Consider the following 19,773-nt stretch of genomic DNA (forward strand, 5'->3'; position numbering starts at 1 on the left):
CAACAACCTATTCAAACTTTTTCTCACCAGCACTATTCAACCTATTTATGCAAACTCCAAATGAGTTCCTTCCGTATGTAAAACCTGCTCAGCTTTCTCAATTTCCTCTAAGGAACCACTCAGAATGACCATAAATCGGCCTTCTTTCAAATGCTCCTCATACTTTACTACTTCGTCCTCTTTTATCCCTAAAAGCGAAAAAAAAGAAATAACGCCTCCAGTAACAATTCCTAAGTCAAATCCGGCAATAGCACCCACCAAGGCACCGGCACCGTAAAGAAATGCAAAACCGGGAATTGTAAAAACCCCGATACCCGAAAGCAAACCAATAACTGTCCCTGCTCCCATACCTATGATGGCTGGCGCTTTTTGAAGCGTATCCGAAGAGCGAACGTGGATGTGGTCGTCAATAATCTCGGCCGTTCCAAGGAGCGAAACATTACTCATGGGAAAGTTATGGTCACTTAACACCTTAAGAGCATCTACTGCTTTTTTGTGCGAATCGTAAATAGCAATTTTTGATTTCATGACACTACTTTTTAAATTCCCATCTCGTTAAATTTAATAGTAAAATTAGTAATTTCTGACCGTTAATCCTTGTACTTTATCATTACGTTATCATAGTTTCTTAAGAGGGATTCATTACTAAAAAAATTGTATTTCATTTGAAATCTCAAAAACAACTACACCCTTAAAAAGAGGCACCGGAAAAAAAGCCTAACCTACATAAACAAAAAAAGTCCGGCAAATACCGGACTTTTTCTGTATAAAAAACAATTATTTCAGTTTCTTTTTTACTTCCACTTCTTGGAACGCTTCGATCAAATCGTATTCTTTTAAGTCGTTGTAATTTTTAATCTGCATACCACAGTCGTATCCTTTGGAAACTTCTTTTACGTCGTCTTTAAAACGTTTCAACGTAGTTAATTCCCCGGTATAAATTACAACTCCTTCGCGGATTAAACGAATTCTCGAGTTTCGGAAAATTTTACCATCAGTAACCATACATCCGGCAATAGTCCCCACTTTCGAAATTTTGAACAACTCACGAACTTCTGCAGTACCGGTAATTTCTTCTTTAAGTTCCGGTGACAACATCCCTTCCATCGCATCTTTCAAATCATCGATAGCATCGTAGATGATCGAATAGTGACGGATATCGATTTCTTCTTTCTCGGCCAACTGTTTCGCGTTTCCTTGCGGACGAACGTTGAATCCGATAATGATCGCATCCGAAGCCGAAGCTAACAATACGTCGGACTCAGTAATCGCTCCAACTCCTTTGTGGATGATACGAATTTGAATTTCTTCCGTAGATAATTTCGAGAAGGAATCCGATAACGCTTCAACCGAACCGTCCACATCTCCTTTAAGGATGATGTTCAATTCTTTAAACTGACCTAAAGCGATACGACGACCGATTTCGGCAAGGGTAATATGTTTCTGTGTACGTACAGACTGCTCGCGTAACAACTGCATACGTTTTGCAGCAATTTGTTTCGCTTCTCTTTCGTCTTCAAATACGTTGAATTTGTCTCCTGCTGTTGGCGCTCCGTCCAAACCTAAGATCGAAATTGGCGTTGACGGACCGGCTTCTTTTACAGATTTCCCGCGCTCGTCAAACATCGCCTTCACTTTTCCGTGGTTTTTACCTGCCAATACGTAGTCACCCACACGTAAAGTCCCTGCCTGAACCAAAATAGTAGTTACATAACCACGCCCTTTGTCCAACTGGGCTTCTACTACAGTTCCTACTGCCGGTTTATTCGGATTTGCTTTTAAATCCAGGATTTCTGCCTCCAACAATACTTTTTCCAACAATTCGGGAACACCTTGTCCGAATTTAGCGGAAATATCGTGGGATTGGTATTTTCCACCCCAATCTTCAACCAATAAATTCATTCCGGCTAATTGTTCCTTAATTTTTTCAGGATTCGCACTTGGTTTATCCACTTTATTGATGGCAAAGATCATTGGTACACCCGCTGCTTGCGCGTGAGAAATCGCCTCTTTGGTTTGTGGCATGATGTCATCGTCGGCTGCCACCACGATAATCGCGATATCGGTAACCTGAGCACCACGGGCACGCATCGCGGTAAATGCCTCGTGACCCGGTGTATCTAAGAACGTAATTTCTTGTCCGTTTTCCAACTCTACTCCATAGGCTCCGATGTGCTGCGTAATTCCTCCGGACTCACCCGCGATAACATTCGCTTTACGGATGTAATCCAATAAGGACGTTTTACCGTGGTCTACGTGACCCATTACCGTTACGATCGGTGCACGGAATTTCAAATCTTCCGGACGATCTTCTACTACCTCAATGTTTTCTTCAATATCTGTTGTAATGAATTCTACTTCATAACCAAATTCATCAGCAACAATTGAAAGCGTTTCCGCATCCAAACGTTGGTTCATGGTTACCATGATCCCCAAAGACATACACGTTCCGATAACTTTTGTAATCGGCACATCCATCATGGTAGCAATTTCACCTACAGTTACGAATTCCGTTACTTTTAATGTTTTGCTTCCTTCTTCTAACGCTCTTTGTTCGTCATCCGATTTCTGACGGTGTGAATCACGTTTGTCTCTTCTGTATTTAGCTGCTTTAGATTTGCTTCCTTTTCCTTGAAGTCTTTCTAAAGTTTCTTTGATTTGGTTTTTAACTTCTTCCTCGGTTGGCTCCACTTTAGCAACAATCGCAGGACGGTTTCCTTTTTGGAAGCCTGGCTTGTTCGGCCCAAATTTTCCTCCGCCTGGTCTATTGGCATTGTTTCCACCTTGCCCTTGACCTGCTTGACCACCTTGACCAGGTGCACCCGGTTTTCCAGGAATGCGTTTTCTTTTGTTCTTATTGGCATTCTGCCCCTGACCTGCCTGACCTTGTTGAGCTCCGGCTGTAGCTGGCTTATTACCGTCTTTTTTGAACTCTTCTTTTTTCTTTTTCGGTTTGTTGAATTGCGATAAATCAATGGTCTGGCCCGTAAAAGTTGCTCCGCTTAATTTTTGATACTGCGTTTCGATTTTCTCGTCCACCACAGGTTCTTCCGCCGCCGGAGCAGCTGCTTTAACCTCTTTTTCCACAGGTTTAACCACCTCTTTAACCTCAGGCTTAACTTCCGTTACCGGCTCAGACTGTTCTGACTTCACCTCTGTTTTAGGTTCAGCTTTTGGCTCTTCAACCGGTTTTACTTCGGTTTTAGGCGCTGCATCAACTGGCTTTTCAACAACTTCTGAAGAAGGCTTTTCAGAAACAACTTCCGGTTTCTTAGGATCAAGGTCGATTTTACCAACAGCTTTGGGACCTGCAAGCGAAGCGCGTGCTTTGATTACTTCCTGGCGCTGTTTTTCTTCCTCCTGCTTGCGTTTGTCTTCAATTTCTTTTTCTCTTTCGACTCTAAGGGCTTCTTTTTCCTTCTTCTTTTCCTCACCTACCTCTTTCGAAGCAACCTTATTACCTTTATCAGCAGAGAATTGACCGCACAAGATAGAGTATTCCTCATTAGAAATTTTAGCATTAGGACTTGATTCAATGGTATGACCCTTTTCTTTCAAATAATCCACAGCTCTATCTAGAGAAATATTTAATTCCCTTAAAACCTTGTTAATTCTTATTACTCTTTCTTCAGACATATAATCTTTTTATTATTACCTTAATGCGTGTGTGTTGTTGTGTCTAACTAACTATAAATTAGTCTTCGAATTCTTCTTTTAAAATTCGCATTACATCCAAAATAGTCTCCTCTTCCAGATCGGTTCTTCTTACTAAATCTGCAACATCTTGTTTTAATATGCTACGCGCAGTATCCAAACCGATTTTTGCAAACTCCTCGATTACCCATCCGTCGATTTCGTCTGAGAACTCTGTTAATTCTACATCATCCTCTTCTTCAGCAAGGTTGCCTTCACGGATTACATCCAACTCGTAACCTGTTAACTGCCCTGCCAATTTAATATTGTGTCCGCCACGGCCAATCGCTTTGGAAACTTCCTCTAATTTAAGGAAAACTTCAGCCGCTTTTTTCTCTTCGTCAATTTTAACCGAAGAAACTTTTGCCGGGCTCAATGCTCTGGTGATAAACAACTGAGCATTGGTAGTATAATTAATTACGTCGATATTTTCATTTCCTAACTCACGAACTATTCCATGGATACGGGAACCTTTCATACCAACGCAAGCTCCTACCGGATCGATTCTGTCGTCGTACGAATCTACGGCAACTTTCGCTTTTTCACCAGGAATGCGCACCACTTTTTTAATCATGATCAAACCGTCGAATACTTCCGGAATTTCCTGTTCGAACAATTTCTCAAGGAATTTCTCCGAAGTTCTGGACATAATGATTTGCGGCTTATTTCCTTTAAGCTCTACATTTTCAATGATTCCACGCACGTTATCTCCTTTACGGAAAAAGTCGGACGGAATTTGTTTTTCTTTCGGCAACACGATTTCGTTCCCTTCATCATCCACCAAAATTACAGCTTTCGGACGTACATGGTGCACTTCCGCAGTATAAATTTCTCCAATTAAATCTTTAAACTGTTTGTAAAGATTTGTATTATCATGCTCATGGATTTTGGAAATAAGGTTTTGACGCAAGGCCAAAATCGCTCTTCTTCCCAATTGAATTAATTTCACTTCTTCGGACACATCTTCTCCCACCTCGAAATCCGGCTCGATTTTTCTGGCTTCCGACAAAGAGATCTCAGAGTTTTCGTCTTCTACTTCTCCATCAGCAACCACCACACGATTTCTCCAAATTTCCATATCTCCTTTATCGGGATTAATGATGATATCGAAGTTATCGTCGGATCCGTATTTCTTTTTCAATGCATTTCTAAACACATCTTCCAAAATCGCCATTAAGGTAACTCTATCGATTAGCTTATCGTCTTTAAATTCCGAAAACGATTCGATTAATGCAATATTCTCCATGCTAACTCTTTAATTTAAAATGTTATTATAACAACTGCTTCTTTAATATCCTGATATTTGATTTCTGCTCTTTTTTGAACAGTTTCTTTTCCTTTACCAATTTGCTTTGGCTCACGAGCACTCCATTCCAAAACAATAAATTCATCATTAGCCTCTGTGATAGGTGCTTCATATTTCTCTTCAGCGGTAGTCACCTTCAGGGTTCTTCCGATATTTTTTCGAAACTGTCTTGGCAATTTCAACGGGCTGGTTGCTCCTGCCGAAGCCACTTCCAATGAGAAATCCTGCTCTTCCCTATCCAGATTGTGTTCAATCGCCCTGCTGATATTGATGCAATCCTGAAGATTCACCCCATTATCCCCATCTAAAGTTACAATAATTTTATAACTATCACTGATGCTTAAGTCGATTAAAAACAAGGATGGATTTTGAGCCAATCCTTCATTTAACAACTCCGTTACTTTCTCTCTAAAGGTCATATTTGTATAAAAAGAGGGAAGCCCTGCTTCCCTCATTATTTAGTTCCGTAATAAATAACGCTGCAAATATACAATTTTTTTTAAATATTGAAAATCATTGTTTATTACAAATATTTCTCTACCTTTATGAAAAAGTTTTTTAACACAAAATTCCCACAACCTATATTATGAAACGTATTTTAGTACCTACCGATTTTTCAAACCATGCCGAATACGCATTAAAAGTAGCTGCACAAATCGCCAAAAAAAACAACGCTGAGATCTACATCTTACATATGCTTGAACTTCCTCACGAAGGAAACGACGCTTTGTCCGAAGGACACGAAATCCCGGAAATCATGTACTTCAAGAAAAGAGCTGAAGAAAAACTGGACGAATTAACACAAGCAAGTTATTTAGACGGAATTGACGTTTCGGAAATCATCAAAATCGAAGGCACATTTGAAGGCATCATCGGTATTAGCAAAAAGAACGACATCGATTTAATCGTAATGGGATCACACGGTTCTAACGGTTTCCGAGAAATGATCATCGGATCCAATACTGAAAAAGTAGTTCGAACTTCCGAAGTTCCCGTTTTAGTGATCAAAAGAGACACTCCTGATTTTAATGTAAACAAATTTGTTTTCGCTTCCGACTTCTCAGACGAGATTCGCGATACTTTTGCTAAAGCCGTGGAATTCTCAAACAAATTCGGCGCACATTTGAATTTGGTATCCATCAACACTCCGAACAATTTTAAATCTACAAGTGTTTCTGAAAAAATCATGAGCGATTTTATTGCCAACTTTAAAATTGACAATTACTCTACGCACATTTACAACGATGTAAACATTGAAAAAGGAATCCTGAATTTTGCAAACAGCATTAATGCAGACCTAATCGGAATGAGTACTCACGGAAGAAGAGGACTGGCCCATTTCTTCAACGGAAGCATCAGCGAAGATTTAGTGAATCACGCAGTGCGACCAGTAATTACTTTTAAAATCTAATTGCTCAAACAAAATAAAAAAAGCCTCTCGATTGAGAGGCTTTTTTGTTGGTCTACTAGGACTCGAACCTAGAATGACTGAACCAAAATCAGTAGTGTTACCATTACACCATAGACCAGTACCGTTGTGCATCATTGCTGATTGCGGGTGCAAATGTAGCACATATTTTTTTCAATCCAAATTTTTAGATAAAAAAATATTAAAAAAATATTTTGTGCGTTTCTATATACAAAAAAAGAGTTTCTTTGTAACTGAAAATAAACCAACATTCGACAAACATTCACGATGGTAACATTTGACTTTAAAAAGTGGAATACAATCTTGGGCTGGTGTGCTTTTGCAGCGGCGCTTCTAACCTATTCATTAACCGTTGAACCCACACTAAGTTTTTGGGACTGTGGAGAATACATTGCCACTTCAGCCAAATTAGAAGTAGGGCACCCACCGGGAGCCCCGCTATTTCAAATGATCGGCGCCTTCTTTTCCATGTTCGCAACCGGACCGGACAAAATTGCTTTAATGGTGAACATGATGTCGGTTTTCTCAAGTGCTTTTACCATTTTATTTATGTTTTGGTCGAGTACATTAATTCTTAAAAAAGTTGTCGCTTCCTTTACCGAATTCAACAACAACAGTGCTATTATGGTACTGGGAAGTTCTTTTGTAGGCGCTTTAGCCTTTACATTTTCCGACAGTTTTTGGTTTAATGCCGTGGAAGCTGAAGTTTATGCAATGGCTACTTTATTCATAGCTATTATTTTCTGGCTCGCTTTACGTTGGGAAGAAGACATGCACAAACCAAGAGGAAATCGCTGGTTATTACTTATCTCCTTAATGATAGGCCTTTCCTTTGGCGTGCATTTTATGGCACTTTTAACCATTCCATCAATTGGATTGTTGTACTATTTCAAAAATTACGAGAAAATCACCATCAAGAATTTCATCATTGCCAACGTAAGCATTGTGGCGATTTTATTCTTTGTGTTCAAGTTTTTACTTCCTTATACTTTGGCCTTTTTCGGAAAAACGGAAATTTTCATGGTCAATAGTTTGGGACTTCCGTTCGACTCAGGAACCATCTTCGCCTTCCTATTAATTATTGCAGGTTTCTATTTCGGACTGAACTATACCAAGAAAAAAGACAAACCGTTTTTTAATACTGTTTTGCTTTGCATTTTATTTGTTTTGATTGGATTTTCAACTTGGTTAATGCTACCAATCCGTGCCAACGCCAATGTAAATATCAACGAAAACAAACCTTCCGATGCTGCCGAAGTATTAGCCTATTACAACCGTGAGCAGTACGGAGAACAAAAAACCTTTTACGGACCGCTATTCTCAGAAACTTACGCTGGTTTAGACGAAACAACCCCTTATTTAGACGATAAACCAAATTACGAACGCGATTACAAAACCGGTAAATACGTAATTGTAAACAACTACAAAAACGGAAAACAAAACACAAGTGACGCACACAAAGGAGTACTTCCAAGAATGTGGAGCCCAGAACATGCCGTGCGTTACATGTCGTTCACCAAACCCTTGGAATTCAAAATAAATCCGCAGGCATTTGTAGATGAAGAAGGAGCACCAATGGAAGAGGAATTAAACCAAATGACTGAAATCGTTTCCGAATTTCGAAGTGCTTATGCGGCTGGAAAAATTGATTTGGACGGTTACGACGAATTCTTAAAAAGCTACGGAGATTATCTAATCATTGAAAAACCATCCTTTGTAGACAACATGAAATTCATGTTCGAATACCAGTTCGGCTATATGTACTGGCGTTATCTTTTGTGGAACTTTGTGGGACGTCAAAACGACGAACAAGGCAAATATGATGCTAACGACGGAAACTGGTTAAGCGGTATCGGATTTATCGATCAGGCTCATTTGGGATCACAAAAAAACCTTCCTCCAGATGTTCTAAACAACAAAGGACGAAACACCTATTATTTCCTTCCTTTTATTTTAGGAGTATTAGGAATTGTGTTCCACGCTTCTAAAGACAAGAAAAGTTTTTATATTCTTTTAGTTTTGTTCCTGTTCAACAGCTTTGCACTAAAAGTATTCCTTAACGAACGTCCATTTGAACCAAGAGAAAGAGATTATGCTGTGGTAGGATCCTTCTATGTGTTTGCCATTTGGGTTGGATTTGGAGTTTACGCGTTATACGATGCCCTGAAAGGTTATTTGAAAGCAAAAATTGCAATTCCGGCTACTATTGTTGCCTCGCTTTTTGCTGCACCAATTTTAATGGCCAAAGAAAACTGGGACGACCACAACCGTTCCGGAAAATATACAGCAATTGCCATGGCAAAATCCTATTTGGATTCCTGTGAACCAAACGCTATCTTATTTACCATCGGAGACAACGACACCTTCCCGCTATGGTACATGCAGGAAATCGAAAACTACCGAACCGACGTTCGCATCGTAAACACTCAATTGATTGCCGTGGATTGGTACATCGACCAAATGAAGATGAAGCAAAACAAATCGGAACCACTTTCAATTCGTTTTACACACAGTCAATACGTAGGAGAAAATCGAGATGCAGTAGTTTACAAACCCCTTACTGAGGAGCGTATTTTACTAAATGAACTTTTAGAATTTATTGCTTCCGAAGACGACCGAACAACCGTAGAGATGAACAACGGACACAAGATCCACTTTTTCCCTACCCAAAAAGTACGTATTCCGGTAGACAAGGCAACGGTGATCAAAAACAAAGTAGTGGATCCAGCCGTTAACGACTCCATTGTTCCTTATATTGATATGGATATTAAAGACAATGCGATTTATAAAAACAGGCTGATCATGCTAGACATTGTAGCCAATAACAACTGGAAACGTCCAATTTATTTTAGTGGCGGAACTTTTGGGGACGACGACTACCTTTGGATGAAAGACTACATGCAATTGGACGGAATGCTTTATAAATTGGTCCCAATCAAAACGCCTTTGGGTAAACAAGGCAGCATCCTTGACATGGGCAGAATCGATACTGAAAAAATGTACAAAATCGTGATGTCCTGGGATTGGGGCAACAGCGGTAATCCAAACATCTATCACGATCCTGAAACGCGCAAAAACGGCATTTCGTACCGATCAAATCTAGCTCGCTTAATGGAAGCTTTAATCAATGAAGGCAAAACTGACAAAGCTAAAAAAGTGATTGATTTAGCCATGAGTAAAATGCCGATTGATTATTTTGGATTCTATACTTTAGTAGAACCATTTGCAGGAGGCTATTACGAAGTAGGTGAAAAGGCTAAAGCAAGAGCAATTCTTGACAAACTGATGAAAAAATATCAGGAAAAATTAATCTATTACAGCAACATGAAACCTTCTGAGCAAAACAGTGTTTACATAGACATCGCAAACGACATCGAACGATATCGAAGCTTATTGGAAGTCATGAAAGAACGTGGCGATATGGAATTTTACAATCAAAGCAAAGTTAAGTTCAACAGTTACAACAAACTCTTTGAACGCTTTGGACGCGATATGGAATAGTTTAAGAATAAATTAAAACAATAGGGCTTTTGAGGTTTTTAACTTTGAAAGCCTTATTTTTATAGTATGAATTTCTACTGGATTAAAACCAACCCACTCATCAAACGATTGTTTGCCAATCAGATTTGGGATTTGCCCAATTCCGAAAAAAAAATCTACCTTACTTTCGACGACGGACCAACGCCAGAGGTAACCGAATGGGTTTTATCCGTATTAAAAAGCTACCAGGCAAAAGCCACTTTTTTCTGTATTGGTGACAACATTAGAAAATACCCGGAGATTTTCAACAAAGTACTAGCCCAAGGCCACAGCATCGGAAACCACACCTTTAATCATTTACAGGGTTGGAAAACTTCAAATAAAGAGTATCTTGAAAATGTGCTTTTATGCCATGAAGAAATTCTAAAACAAACAACAATCCAGTCAAATAAAAAATTCTTCCGTCCGCCTTACGGAAAATTAAAGCTTTCGCAATCAGCAAAACTGAGAAAACTAGGCTACAAAATAATTATGTGGGATGTGTTAAGTGCCGATTTCGACAACGGCATTACAGCAGAAAAATGCCTTGAAAATGTAGTTTCCAATACAGCACAAGGAAGCATTATCGTATTTCATGACAGTAAGAAGGCATTTCAAAATCTTGAATACACCTTACCAAAAGCATTAGCAGCTTTAAAAGAAAAAGGATTTGTGTTCGAAGCTCTGGTTTAAGCGTTTTCCTGAACTAGTGTAATTAAAGTATTGGCATCCAACTCGCCGGATTGTCTCCAAACCATCTGACCGGCTTTATAAATCATTAAAGTTGGCAACCCTTTAATGCGAAGTGCTTCAGCCAATTCCTGGTTTTTATCCACATCGATTTTAATAACTTTAGCCTTGTCTCCAAGAGCCGCCGCCACATCGCGAATTACCGGATGCATTGATACCGAAGACTCGTTCCAATCCGTGTAAAAATCAATTAGAACCGGAACCTGAGTATTTATAAGTTCTCCAAATTTTGACATAAGCGAGAAGTTTAGATTAATTAAAAACTGTTGTTCTTAAGTAAACAGTACACAAATATAATATTTTTAAGCATTTATGCTACTCTTTCCCCTTTTTTTAGTTGAATTACCGTAATTTCCGGCCAAATACCAACCCTTCCCGGATAAGCGTGAAACCCAAATCCGCGGTTTACATAAATGTATCGCCCCATGTTTTCATACAATCCCGCCCAATGCTTGTAAACATACTGCACCGGACTCCATTTCAAAAACCCTGGAATTTCGATACCAAACTGCAACCCATGAGTGTGTCCGGAAAGCGTTAAATGGTAATTATTCTCGTGATTTTGCACCTCTGCATCCCAATGGGAAGGATCGTGGCTCATCAGGATTTTAAAATCTTCTTTTTTCAAACCTTGAGAAGCTTTAGCCAAATCACCTGCCTGCTTGAATTTGATTCCCCAATTTTCTACTCCAACCAAAGCAATTTCATCACCTCCGTTTTTAAGTTTCACGTTCTCGTTAAGCAAAAGTTTGAAATCAATTTGACGGTGCAAATCTTTAATAGCTGCAAAATTCTCATTTTTAGCAGTCTGCGAAGGCCATTCCACATATTCTCCATAATCGTGATTCCCTAAAATCGAGTACTTACCAAATTTTGGTGTTTCAATTTTTTTGAACGTGTCAATCCAAGGATGCATTTCCTTAGCATGTGTATTTACTATATCCCCTGTAAAAAGGATAATATCTGATTTTTGTTGATTGATCAAATCCACGGCATATTGAATTTTCTCCGGGTTATCAAAGCTCCCACTGTGCACATCCGAAAACTGAGTAATGGTCATTCCATCAAAATTATCCGGCAAATCAGGAAAAAAAATCGTTTGACGAATCACTTTAAAATTGTACTTTCCTTTGGTCATTCCATAAAGCAAAGAAGTTAAAGGAATTGCCGCTAATCCAATGGCAACTTGACTGATGAACCTCCTTCTTCCAGGAATGGCTTCCTTAAGACTATCTGCCTGTGTAAAATAATTGATAATCGTTGCAAACATCCTGAAAATATCTTCCCCTAAAAGCACCACCGCTACAATCAGCTTAGGAATCAAAGTAAGCAAAAGCAATCCGATAGTAAAAAGCGATTGTGCATTCTGCCCCACCTTACGGTCAAACTGACTGAATCCATATAAAATATAAGCAAAAGCCAGCAAACTTACCAGTTGATAAATGATGAGAATCCACCGCTCTCGGGTAATGGTTTTCACAGCCTGATAAGCATACAGCTCAACCAAAAGAAGAATCACTCCTATAAAAACTAAACGCATGTTCATTAATTTGTTTTGGACAAGCAAAGTAACGAAGAATGAAATGCTTAGCGGTTATTTATTACATTAATTTTAACGTAACTTTTTATTTGATTGCACAGTTTTAGAAAATTCCTTTGAGTTTGCTTATTTTTACGTTCTAATTTTTCGAAATCATGTCACAAAAACGCCTTTTCCTTTTAGACGCTTACGCCTTAATCTTCCGTGGTTACTACGCTTTTATCAAAAATCCTCGCATCAATTCCAAAGGGATGGACACTTCAGCCATTTTGGGTTTTATGAATTCGCTCATCGATGTAATTAAACGCGAAAAACCGGATCATTTGGCTGTAGCTTTTGACAAAGGAGGAAGTGCCGTTCGCAGTGAAATGTTTGAAGCCTACAAAGCCAACCGTGACGAAACACCGGAGGCCATTAAAATTGCCGTTCCTTATATTCAGGAATTTTTGAGCGCGATGCACATTCCGATTATCGAAGAAGCCGGTTATGAAGCTGATGACTTAATTGGAACATTGGCAAAACAAGCCGAAAAACAAGGCTATCAGGTGTTCATGGTCACACCCGACAAGGATTTCGGACAATTGGTTTCGGAAAATATTTTCATGTACCGACCGGCACGTTTAGGTAATGATATTGAAATCTGGGGCGTTGAAGAAGTAAAAGCGAAATTCGAAATTGAAGATCCGTTACAGGTTATTGACTTTTTAGGCATGATGGGTGATGCTGTGGATAACATTCCTGGGTTACCGGGCGTGGGTGAAAAAACCGCTAAGAAATTATTAGCCGAATTTGGTTCAATGGAAAATCTTTTAGCCAATACCGACAAACTGAAAGGCGCCTTAAAAGAAAAAATCGAAGCCAACAAAGAACAAGGAATCCTTTCCAAAAAACTGGCTACCATCCTATTGGATTGCCCGGTAACTTTCGACGAAACCGACTACGAGTTATCCAAACCGGACGTGGAGAGAACCGATGCTTTGTTCATGGAATTGGAATTCCGTCAGTTGAAAACCCAGTTCGACAAATTGTTTGGCAGCGGAAAAGAATACGACGAAATCGACACGAGCAATGGTGATTCCGCACCAAAATCAGCAAAAAAAACCACTAAAAACGAAGACCAATTTTCCTTATTTGAAACCGGTGACAGTGAAGCTGAAGTAGGCCACCACAGTTATTACAATACGTTAGAAAACACACCGCACCATTACGAAGTAAGCCAAGGCAATTTGGGTGTAAAATTATTAATTCAGACGCTTTTGCAGCAGAAAGAAGTTTGCTTCGACACCGAAACCACAGGAATCGACGCCAACAACGCAGAGCTAGTAGGAATGTCCTTTTCATTTGAAAAAGGCAAAGCGTTTTATGTTCCGTTCCCTGAGAATCGTGATGAAGCTCAGGAATTGGTAGACAAATTCAAACCGTTTTTCGAAAATGAAGAAATCGTCAAAATCGGTCAGAACATCAAATACGATTTAAAAATATTAGCCAATTATGGCATTTCAGTCAAAGGAAAACTGTTCGACACCATGATTGCACATTACCTGATCAATCCGGATATGCGTCACAACATGGACGTTTTGGCTGAAACCTATCTAAAATATTCGCCAAGATCCATCGAAACCTTAATCGGCAAAAAAGGAAAAAACCAGAAATCGATGCGGGATGTGGTTTTGGAAGACATCAAGGAATACGCCGCAGAAGATGCCGACATCACGCTTCAGTTAAAAGAAGTATTTGACCCGAAACTGGACAGCGCCGGAACCAAAAAATTATTCGAAGAAATTGAACTCCCGTTAATTCAGGTTTTGGCTGATATGGAACGTGAAGGTATTCGTCTAGATGTGGATTATCTGAAAGCAATGTCCAAAGACATGGATGCGGAAATCAAGGAACTGGAACAGAAAATCTATGAAACTGCCGGGGAGAAATTCAATTTAGCTTCTCCAAAACAGCTAGGAGATATTTTATTCGAAAAATTAAAAATCGGCGGAGCCAAACAAAAGAAAACCAAAACCGGACAATACGCCACCGGTGAAGAAGTTCTGAGTTATTTAGCAGGCGAACACGAAATCGTACAACAGATTCTCGACTGGCGTCAAATGGTAAAATTACAAAGCACTTATATTATTTCCTTACCGGAACAAGTCGACAAAGGCAGTAACCGCGTGCATACCGATTACATGCAAACCGTTGCAGCAACAGGACGTTTGAGTTCCAACAATCCGAACTTACAAAACATTCCAATCCGTACCGAACGAGGACGATTGATTCGAAAAGCATTCATTGCTAAAGACGAAAATTACACCTTAGTTTCTGCCGATTACTCACAAATCGAATTGCGTGTGATTGCAGCGATGAGCGGGGAAGAAAACATGATCAAAGCCTTCCAAAACGGGGAAGACATCCACAGAAGTACCGCAGCAAAAGTATTCCATGTGGCTCCGGAAGAAGTGACCAAAGAACAACGAAGCAACGCCAAAACCGTAAACTTCGGAATCATTTATGGGGTTTCCGCATTTGGATTAAGCAACCAGACAAATTTATCCCGAAGTGAAAGTGCCGCTTTGATCGATGCCTATTACAACACCTATCCGCGTTTGCGTGCGTACATTCAGGAGCAAATTGCTTTTGCCAGAGATCACGGATACGTGCAAACGGTTTCCGGACGCCGTCGTTATTTAAAAGATATCAATTCCGCGAATGCAGTCGTTCGTGGTGCTGCGGAACGAAATGCTGTAAATGCACCAATTCAGGGAAGTGCGGCCGATATCATCAAAATTGCGATGATCAACATTCATAAAAAACTGACCTCGGAAAACTGGAAATCTAAAATGTTGTTGCAGGTACACGATGAGCTTGTGTTCGACGTTCACAATTCGGAACTGGAAAAAATCAAACCGATGATCAAACACGAAATGGAGAACGCTTTCAAGCTTGCAGTTCCTCTTGAAGTGGAATTAGGCACAGGAAAAAATTGGTTGGAGGCACACTAATAATATTTTCACTATATTTAGGCTTCTAAAACCCTCCATTTGGAAGCCTTAAAAACCATATTATATTTTTCGATTTTCCGCTATCCGTTAAAGATTGAGGAAATCCATCGTTATACCACGCACCAGAATCTTTCACAGACCAAGGATGAGATCAATTTTCTGCTTCAGGAAAAAATTCTTCGAAAAGTAGATGATTTTTATCTGTACGGTAATGATTTAGAGAGTGTTACCAAGCGTATAAAAGGAAATCTCGGCGCACAAAAAGTGATGGAACTTGCAAAAAGCAAAGCCAATTTCATTTCAAAATTTCCGTTTGTAAAGGCTGTTGGTATTTCGGGTTCGCTCTCAAAAGGCTATTTCGATGAGAAAAGCGATGTGGATTTTTTCATCATTACCGAACCCAACCGACTTTGGATTACGCGAACATTTTTAATACTTTACAAAAAACTGTTCCTGCTGAATTCCCGAAAATACTTCTGCATCAACTATTTTATTTCGACCGAAAATCTGGTTATTGAAGAACAAAATCGATTTACGGCAACAGAAATCCGAACCTTAATTCCAGTGAAAGGCGTGAGGGTTTTCGAAGAATTTTACCAGAAAAACGATTGGACCAACGAGTATTTCCGTGAGGAAAATTTCAAAACCAATAAAGTCACAGAAATTGAAAAACCTATACTAATTCAAGGGATGGAATCGTTTTTACGCATTCCTTTCTGGAGCACTATTGACAATGGTTTCCGAAGACTGACTTTGTTAAAATGGAAATCGAAATTCAAAACCATGAACAGGGAAGATTTCAAAATCGCCTTAAAATCAACGAAAAACATTTCGAAACACCATCCATCCAATTTTCAGAAAAGCGTGATTTTGGCGTTAAATGAAAAGTACCGCGAATTCCAGAAACAATACAACATCGAATTACAGGAAGAACATGCTTGATATTCTTTTTTCGCATTCCTATTACTACAAACTCGATCCGAAACAGTGGAAAAACAAAACACCTTTTCCTCCGTTAGGAACTTTATACGCCGCCTCGTTATTGCGAAACAATGGATTTTCCGTGGATTTGTTTGATACGAATTTACGTGATAATCCCTCCGCGATCCAACCGATTTTGGAAACAAAAACACCAAAATATCTGGTAATTTACGATGATGGTTTCAACTACCTGACCAAAATGTGCTTAACCAACATGCGGGAAGCCTGTTTTGAAATGATCCGTCTTAGCAAAAAACAAGGATGTACGGTAATCGTTTGCAGTTCCGACTCGACCGATCATTACGACAAATACCTTGAAAAAGGCGCCGATTTCATTATTCAAGGCGAAGGTGAGCTCACGCTTTTGGAACTCATAAACAAATTGGAAAATAATGAGTCTGCAGAAGTCATTTCAGGAATCGTTTATCAAAAAGAAGGTGTTCTAAAAATCAATTCCAAACGAAGCGTTCTTCAAAATTTAGATGAATTACCTTTGCCTGCTTGGGATTTGGTGGATATCGAACAGTACAGAACCATCTGGAAACAAAGTAATCAGACTTTTTCATTGAACATCGCCACCACACGCGGTTGCCCATACAAATGCAATTGGTGCGCAAAACCTATTTACGGAAACCGCTACAATGCACATTCGCCAGAGTACATCGTAAAACACATAAAATACCTTACGGAGCATTTTGGAGTGACCCGTTTTTGGATGTGCGATGATATTTTCGGATTGAAACCGAATTGGGTACAGGAATTCAATAAATTATTACAACAACAAAACCTGAAAATCCGTTATTACATTCAAAGTCGGGTTGATTTGTTGCTGAAAGAAGATACTATAGATGCGTTAGCTGCTTCCGGTTTGGAAGAAGTTTGGGTGGGAGCCGAAAGCGCTTCTCAAAAAATTCTCGATGCCATGGACAAAGGCACTACCGTTGAACAGATTCATCAAGCGACAAAACTTCTAAAAGTCAAAAACATACGGGTTGCTTTTTTTCTTCAGTTTGGTTATTTGGGAGAAAACCAAAACGACATACAACAAACTATTGGCATGGTAAAAAAACTGATGCCGGACAATATTGGCATATCCGTTTCCTATCCTTTGCCCGGAACCGTTTTTTACGAAAAAGTAAAATCCGATTTGAAAGAAAAAGCCAACTGGAAAGATTCCGACGATTTCGAAATGCTCTTCAACGGAACTTACCGCTCAAATTATTACCGTAAACTGCAACGCTTCGTTCACAAAGAATACCGAAAAAGTCAAGGTTTACACTATTTAAAATCGGCCTTGAAAAATCCAATGCAGCTCTCCTTAGAACAAGTAAAGTCAGTTGCAAAATTAGGTTACTATATTCCAAGTGCTTTTATAGACTCATTGTATTTAAAACGACTGAATAATGAACGCTAGTTTCGACATCGCCGCACAAAACTATGACGTTACTTTTACCCATTCGGTAATTGGGAAATTGCAGCGCGATTTAGTGTACGGTCATCTATCGAACATTCTAAAAAAAGAATCCAAAACAATTTTGGAAATCAATTGCGGCACCGGGGAAGACGCAATTTGGATGGCCAAGCAAGATTTCAGTGTAATTGCTACGGATATTTCCTCTGAGATGATTTCCGTGGCCAAAAACAAATCAAATTTAAAAAACCTCAGCTTTCAACAGGCAGATATTAATAACTTGTCCGAAGTTTTTCCCAACTCCAAATTCGAATTAATTTTTTCCAATTTTGGAGGTTTGAACTGTCTGACCAAAACTGAACTAGCAGCCTTTTTTAAATCAGCAACCGAATTGTTAACAGAAAACGGTCGTTTGATTTTGGTCGTTATGCCCAAAAATACACTTTGGGAACAGTTGTATTTTCTTTTAAAAGGTAATTTAAAAAACGCTTTCCGCAGAAAAAAAGAAGCCGTAATAGCTAATGTGGATGGTGAAAACGTGAAAACCTATTATTACAATCCGAAAGAACTTGTAACTTTAAGCTGCGATTTGTTCAGGCTAAATCAGGTGAAACCGATCGGCTTTTTTATTCCACCTTCCTATTTGGAACCTTTTTTCAAAAACAAGCCAAATTGGGTTTCGGTCTTAAATCGACTGGAAAACCTCATAAAAAACCAATCCTTTTTAGCCCAATATTCTGATCATTATTTAATCGAATTACAGAAAAAATGAGCCTTTTGCTAACCCATGCCTACTATCTGTCCGACGATCCGAAGGAACAGAAAATCATGAAGCCCTACCCGCCGTTGGGTTTGCTTTATGTTTCCGGCTATCTGTTAAGCAAAAACATCCCGAACGAGGTTTTCGACAGCACCTTTTCTTCTCCGCAAGAACAACTTGATTTCATCCAAAGTAAAAAACCAAAAGTCGTTGCGATTTATACCAACCTGATGACCAAAATCGAGGTGGTCAAACTCATCAAAATCCTCAAAACTGAAATGCATCAGTTCCCAAAAATCATTCTTGGCGGACCGGACGTTACCTACAATATCGAAAATTACCTCGAAGCCGGAGCTGATTTTCTGATCATCGGAGAAGGTGAAGAAACTACTTTTGAATTGTACAACGCCATTATCAACGATAGCGATTTTTCAACAATAAACGGCATTGCTTTTTTAGAAAACGGAGTTGTTGTTAAAACTCCCGAGCGTACTAAATTCAGGGAACTCGACCAATTGCCATTACCAAATCGCGAGGCCATCCCGATGGAAAAATACCTGAAAACCTGGAAGGAAAATCACGGGGAAAGTTCCATGACGATTTCTACCCAGCGTGGTTGCCCATACACCTGCAAATGGTGCAGCACCGCCGTTTATGGGCAAAGCTACCGCAGAAGACCGGCACAATTAGTGGCTCAGGAAATGAAAATGCTCAAGGAAAAATACAATCCCGATGCGCTTTGGTTTGTAGACGATGTATTTACCATCTCTCACAAATGGTTGACGGCTTTTCATGAGGAAGTAGTCAAACAAAATGCACAAATCCGTTTTGAATGCATCACGCGTGCCGAACGTTTGAACGAAGAAATCCTAAAACTGCTCAAAGAAGCCGGTTGTTTCCGAATCTGGATTGGGGCCGAGAGCGGTTCGCAAAAAATCATCGATGCCATGGACCGTCGTGTGGATGTAAATCACGTAAAAAAAATGATTCAGGACACCAACGCCTTGGGCATTGAAACCGGGACGTTCATCATGGTAGGCTATCCCGGAGAAAACGACAGCGATATTTCCCAAACCATTCACTATTTAAAAGAAGCCAATCCGACGCACTATACTATAACCGTTGCTTATCCGATTAAAGGAACATCGCTGTATAATGAAGTGGAAAACGCCATTACTATCCAACCCGATTGGCAAACCTCAACCGACCGTCAGATTGATTTCAAAAGAACCTATTCCCGTAAATACTACGATTTTGCTGTTTCTAAAGTGGTAAGTGAAGTCGAATTTCACAAAGAGCGCCTAAAACACAACAGTGATAAAGTTCGGATGCTGAAACTGAAAGTCAAATCGTTTTTGGCGAGTTCCTTAATGCTAATCAGCAAATAAACC

General features: G+C 39.5%; 14 protein-coding genes and 1 tRNA gene. 8 read left to right on the forward strand and 7 right to left on the reverse strand.

What is annotated here, in order from left to right:
- Positions 1-45 precede the first annotated feature (45 nt).
- The 4 genes from LZZ90_RS04935 to rimP form a co-directional block, all read right to left on the reverse strand.
- Positions 46-528, reverse strand: a complete 483-nt coding sequence (locus LZZ90_RS04935) for a hypothetical protein (protein WP_237789572.1) — start codon at positions 526-528, stop codon at positions 46-48.
- Positions 529-777: 249 nt separating this feature from the next.
- Positions 778-3,636 (reverse strand): translation initiation factor IF-2, encoded by a 2,859-nt coding sequence (gene infB / locus LZZ90_RS04940; protein WP_237789573.1) that lies wholly within the window; start codon positions 3,634-3,636, stop codon positions 778-780.
- A gap of 58 nt (positions 3,637-3,694) precedes the next feature.
- Positions 3,695-4,939 (reverse strand): transcription termination factor NusA, encoded by a 1,245-nt coding sequence (nusA, locus tag LZZ90_RS04945; RefSeq protein WP_237789574.1) that lies wholly within the window; start codon positions 4,937-4,939, stop codon positions 3,695-3,697.
- A 14-nt stretch (positions 4,940-4,953) separates the two neighbouring features.
- Positions 4,954-5,418 carry a ribosome assembly cofactor RimP gene (gene rimP / locus LZZ90_RS04950; protein ID WP_237789711.1) on the reverse strand — a complete coding sequence of 155 codons (465 nt, stop codon included), beginning with the start codon at positions 5,416-5,418 and terminating at the stop codon, positions 4,954-4,956.
- A 167-nt stretch (positions 5,419-5,585) separates the two neighbouring features.
- Between rimP and LZZ90_RS04955 the strand changes: the two genes are divergently transcribed.
- Positions 5,586-6,410: a universal stress protein gene (locus LZZ90_RS04955; RefSeq protein ID WP_237789575.1), complete on the forward strand. Its 825-nt coding sequence runs from the start codon at positions 5,586-5,588 to the stop codon at positions 6,408-6,410.
- A gap of 47 nt (positions 6,411-6,457) precedes the next feature.
- On the opposite strand, the gene LZZ90_RS04960 is transcribed toward LZZ90_RS04955, so the two are convergent.
- Positions 6,458-6,528 (reverse strand) — tRNA-Gln (locus LZZ90_RS04960).
- A gap of 167 nt (positions 6,529-6,695) precedes the next feature.
- Here LZZ90_RS04960 and LZZ90_RS04965 point away from each other — a divergent pair.
- Both LZZ90_RS04965 and LZZ90_RS04970 read left to right on the forward strand, forming a co-directional pair.
- The gene (locus tag LZZ90_RS04965) at positions 6,696-9,929 is read left to right on the forward strand and encodes a DUF2723 domain-containing protein (RefSeq protein ID WP_237789576.1); all 3,234 of its coding nucleotides are present in this window, start codon (positions 6,696-6,698) and stop codon (positions 9,927-9,929) included.
- Positions 9,930-9,995: 66 nt separating this feature from the next.
- On the forward strand, positions 9,996-10,640 hold the full coding sequence (locus tag LZZ90_RS04970; RefSeq protein WP_237789577.1) for a polysaccharide deacetylase family protein: 645 nt from the start codon (positions 9,996-9,998) through the stop codon (positions 10,638-10,640).
- On the opposite strand, the gene LZZ90_RS04975 is transcribed toward LZZ90_RS04970, so the two are convergent.
- On the reverse strand, positions 10,637-10,933 hold the full coding sequence (locus LZZ90_RS04975) for a co-chaperone YbbN (RefSeq protein WP_237789578.1): 297 nt from the start codon (positions 10,931-10,933) through the stop codon (positions 10,637-10,639). The two genes, LZZ90_RS04970 and LZZ90_RS04975, sit on opposite strands and share 4 nt — an antisense overlap.
- A 74-nt stretch (positions 10,934-11,007) precedes the next feature.
- Positions 11,008-12,243: a metallophosphoesterase gene (locus tag LZZ90_RS04980; protein WP_237789579.1), complete on the reverse strand. Its 1,236-nt coding sequence runs from the start codon at positions 12,241-12,243 to the stop codon at positions 11,008-11,010.
- A gap of 146 nt (positions 12,244-12,389) precedes the next feature.
- On the opposite strand from LZZ90_RS04980, the gene polA reads away from it, so the two are divergent.
- From polA to LZZ90_RS05005, 5 genes are read left to right on the forward strand one after another with little or no spacing between them, the layout of a single operon-like run.
- Positions 12,390-15,230: a DNA polymerase I gene (gene polA / locus LZZ90_RS04985; RefSeq protein ID WP_237789712.1), complete on the forward strand. Its 2,841-nt coding sequence runs from the start codon at positions 12,390-12,392 to the stop codon at positions 15,228-15,230.
- Positions 15,231-15,269: 39 nt separating this feature from the next.
- Positions 15,270-16,172 carry a nucleotidyltransferase domain-containing protein gene (locus tag LZZ90_RS04990; RefSeq protein WP_237789580.1) on the forward strand — a complete coding sequence of 301 codons (903 nt, stop codon included), beginning with the start codon at positions 15,270-15,272 and terminating at the stop codon, positions 16,170-16,172.
- Positions 16,111-17,625 (forward strand): radical SAM protein, encoded by a 1,515-nt coding sequence (locus LZZ90_RS04995; protein WP_237789581.1) that lies wholly within the window; start codon positions 16,111-16,113, stop codon positions 17,623-17,625. The genes LZZ90_RS04990 and LZZ90_RS04995 overlap by 62 nt, the downstream gene beginning before the upstream one ends.
- Positions 17,615-18,394, forward strand: coding sequence for a bifunctional 2-polyprenyl-6-hydroxyphenol methylase/3-demethylubiquinol 3-O-methyltransferase UbiG (locus LZZ90_RS05000; protein WP_237789582.1), 780 nt, complete (start codon positions 17,615-17,617; stop codon positions 18,392-18,394). Before LZZ90_RS04995 ends, LZZ90_RS05000 begins: the two co-directional genes overlap by 11 nt.
- Positions 18,391-19,770: a B12-binding domain-containing radical SAM protein gene (locus LZZ90_RS05005; RefSeq protein ID WP_237789583.1), complete on the forward strand. Its 1,380-nt coding sequence runs from the start codon at positions 18,391-18,393 to the stop codon at positions 19,768-19,770. The genes LZZ90_RS05000 and LZZ90_RS05005 overlap by 4 nt, the downstream gene beginning before the upstream one ends.
- Positions 19,771-19,773: the final 3 nt, after the last annotated feature.

Origin of the sequence: Flavobacterium sp. SM15, from assembly GCF_022012335.1 — a bacterium.
Taxonomy (GTDB): Bacteria; Bacteroidota; Bacteroidia; order Flavobacteriales; family Flavobacteriaceae; genus Flavobacterium.

Bases quoted from the DNA above. Each gene is read 5' to 3' on its own strand.
- LZZ90_RS04935 (WP_237789572.1), bottom strand. From the start codon at position 528: ATGAAATCAAAAATTGCTATTTACGATTCGCACAAAAAAGCAGTAGAT.
- infB (WP_237789573.1), bottom strand. From the start codon at position 3,636: ATGTCTGAAGAAAGAGTAATAAGAATTAACAAGGTTTTAAGGGAATTA.
- nusA (WP_237789574.1), bottom strand. From the start codon at position 4,939: ATGGAGAATATTGCATTAATCGAATCGTTTTCGGAATTTAAAGACGAT.
- rimP (WP_237789711.1), bottom strand. From the start codon at position 5,418: ATGACCTTTAGAGAGAAAGTAACGGAGTTGTTAAATGAAGGATTGGCT.
- LZZ90_RS04955 (WP_237789575.1), top strand. From the start codon at position 5,586: ATGAAACGTATTTTAGTACCTACCGATTTTTCAAACCATGCCGAATAC.
- LZZ90_RS04965 (WP_237789576.1), top strand. From the start codon at position 6,696: ATGGTAACATTTGACTTTAAAAAGTGGAATACAATCTTGGGCTGGTGT.
- LZZ90_RS04970 (WP_237789577.1), top strand. From the start codon at position 9,996: ATGAATTTCTACTGGATTAAAACCAACCCACTCATCAAACGATTGTTT.
- LZZ90_RS04975 (WP_237789578.1), bottom strand. From the start codon at position 10,933: ATGTCAAAATTTGGAGAACTTATAAATACTCAGGTTCCGGTTCTAATT.
- LZZ90_RS04980 (WP_237789579.1), bottom strand. From the start codon at position 12,243: ATGAACATGCGTTTAGTTTTTATAGGAGTGATTCTTCTTTTGGTTGAG.
- LZZ90_RS04995 (WP_237789581.1), top strand. From the start codon at position 16,111: ATGAAAAGTACCGCGAATTCCAGAAACAATACAACATCGAATTACAGG.
- LZZ90_RS05000 (WP_237789582.1), top strand. From the start codon at position 17,615: ATGAACGCTAGTTTCGACATCGCCGCACAAAACTATGACGTTACTTTT.
- LZZ90_RS05005 (WP_237789583.1), top strand. From the start codon at position 18,391: ATGAGCCTTTTGCTAACCCATGCCTACTATCTGTCCGACGATCCGAAG.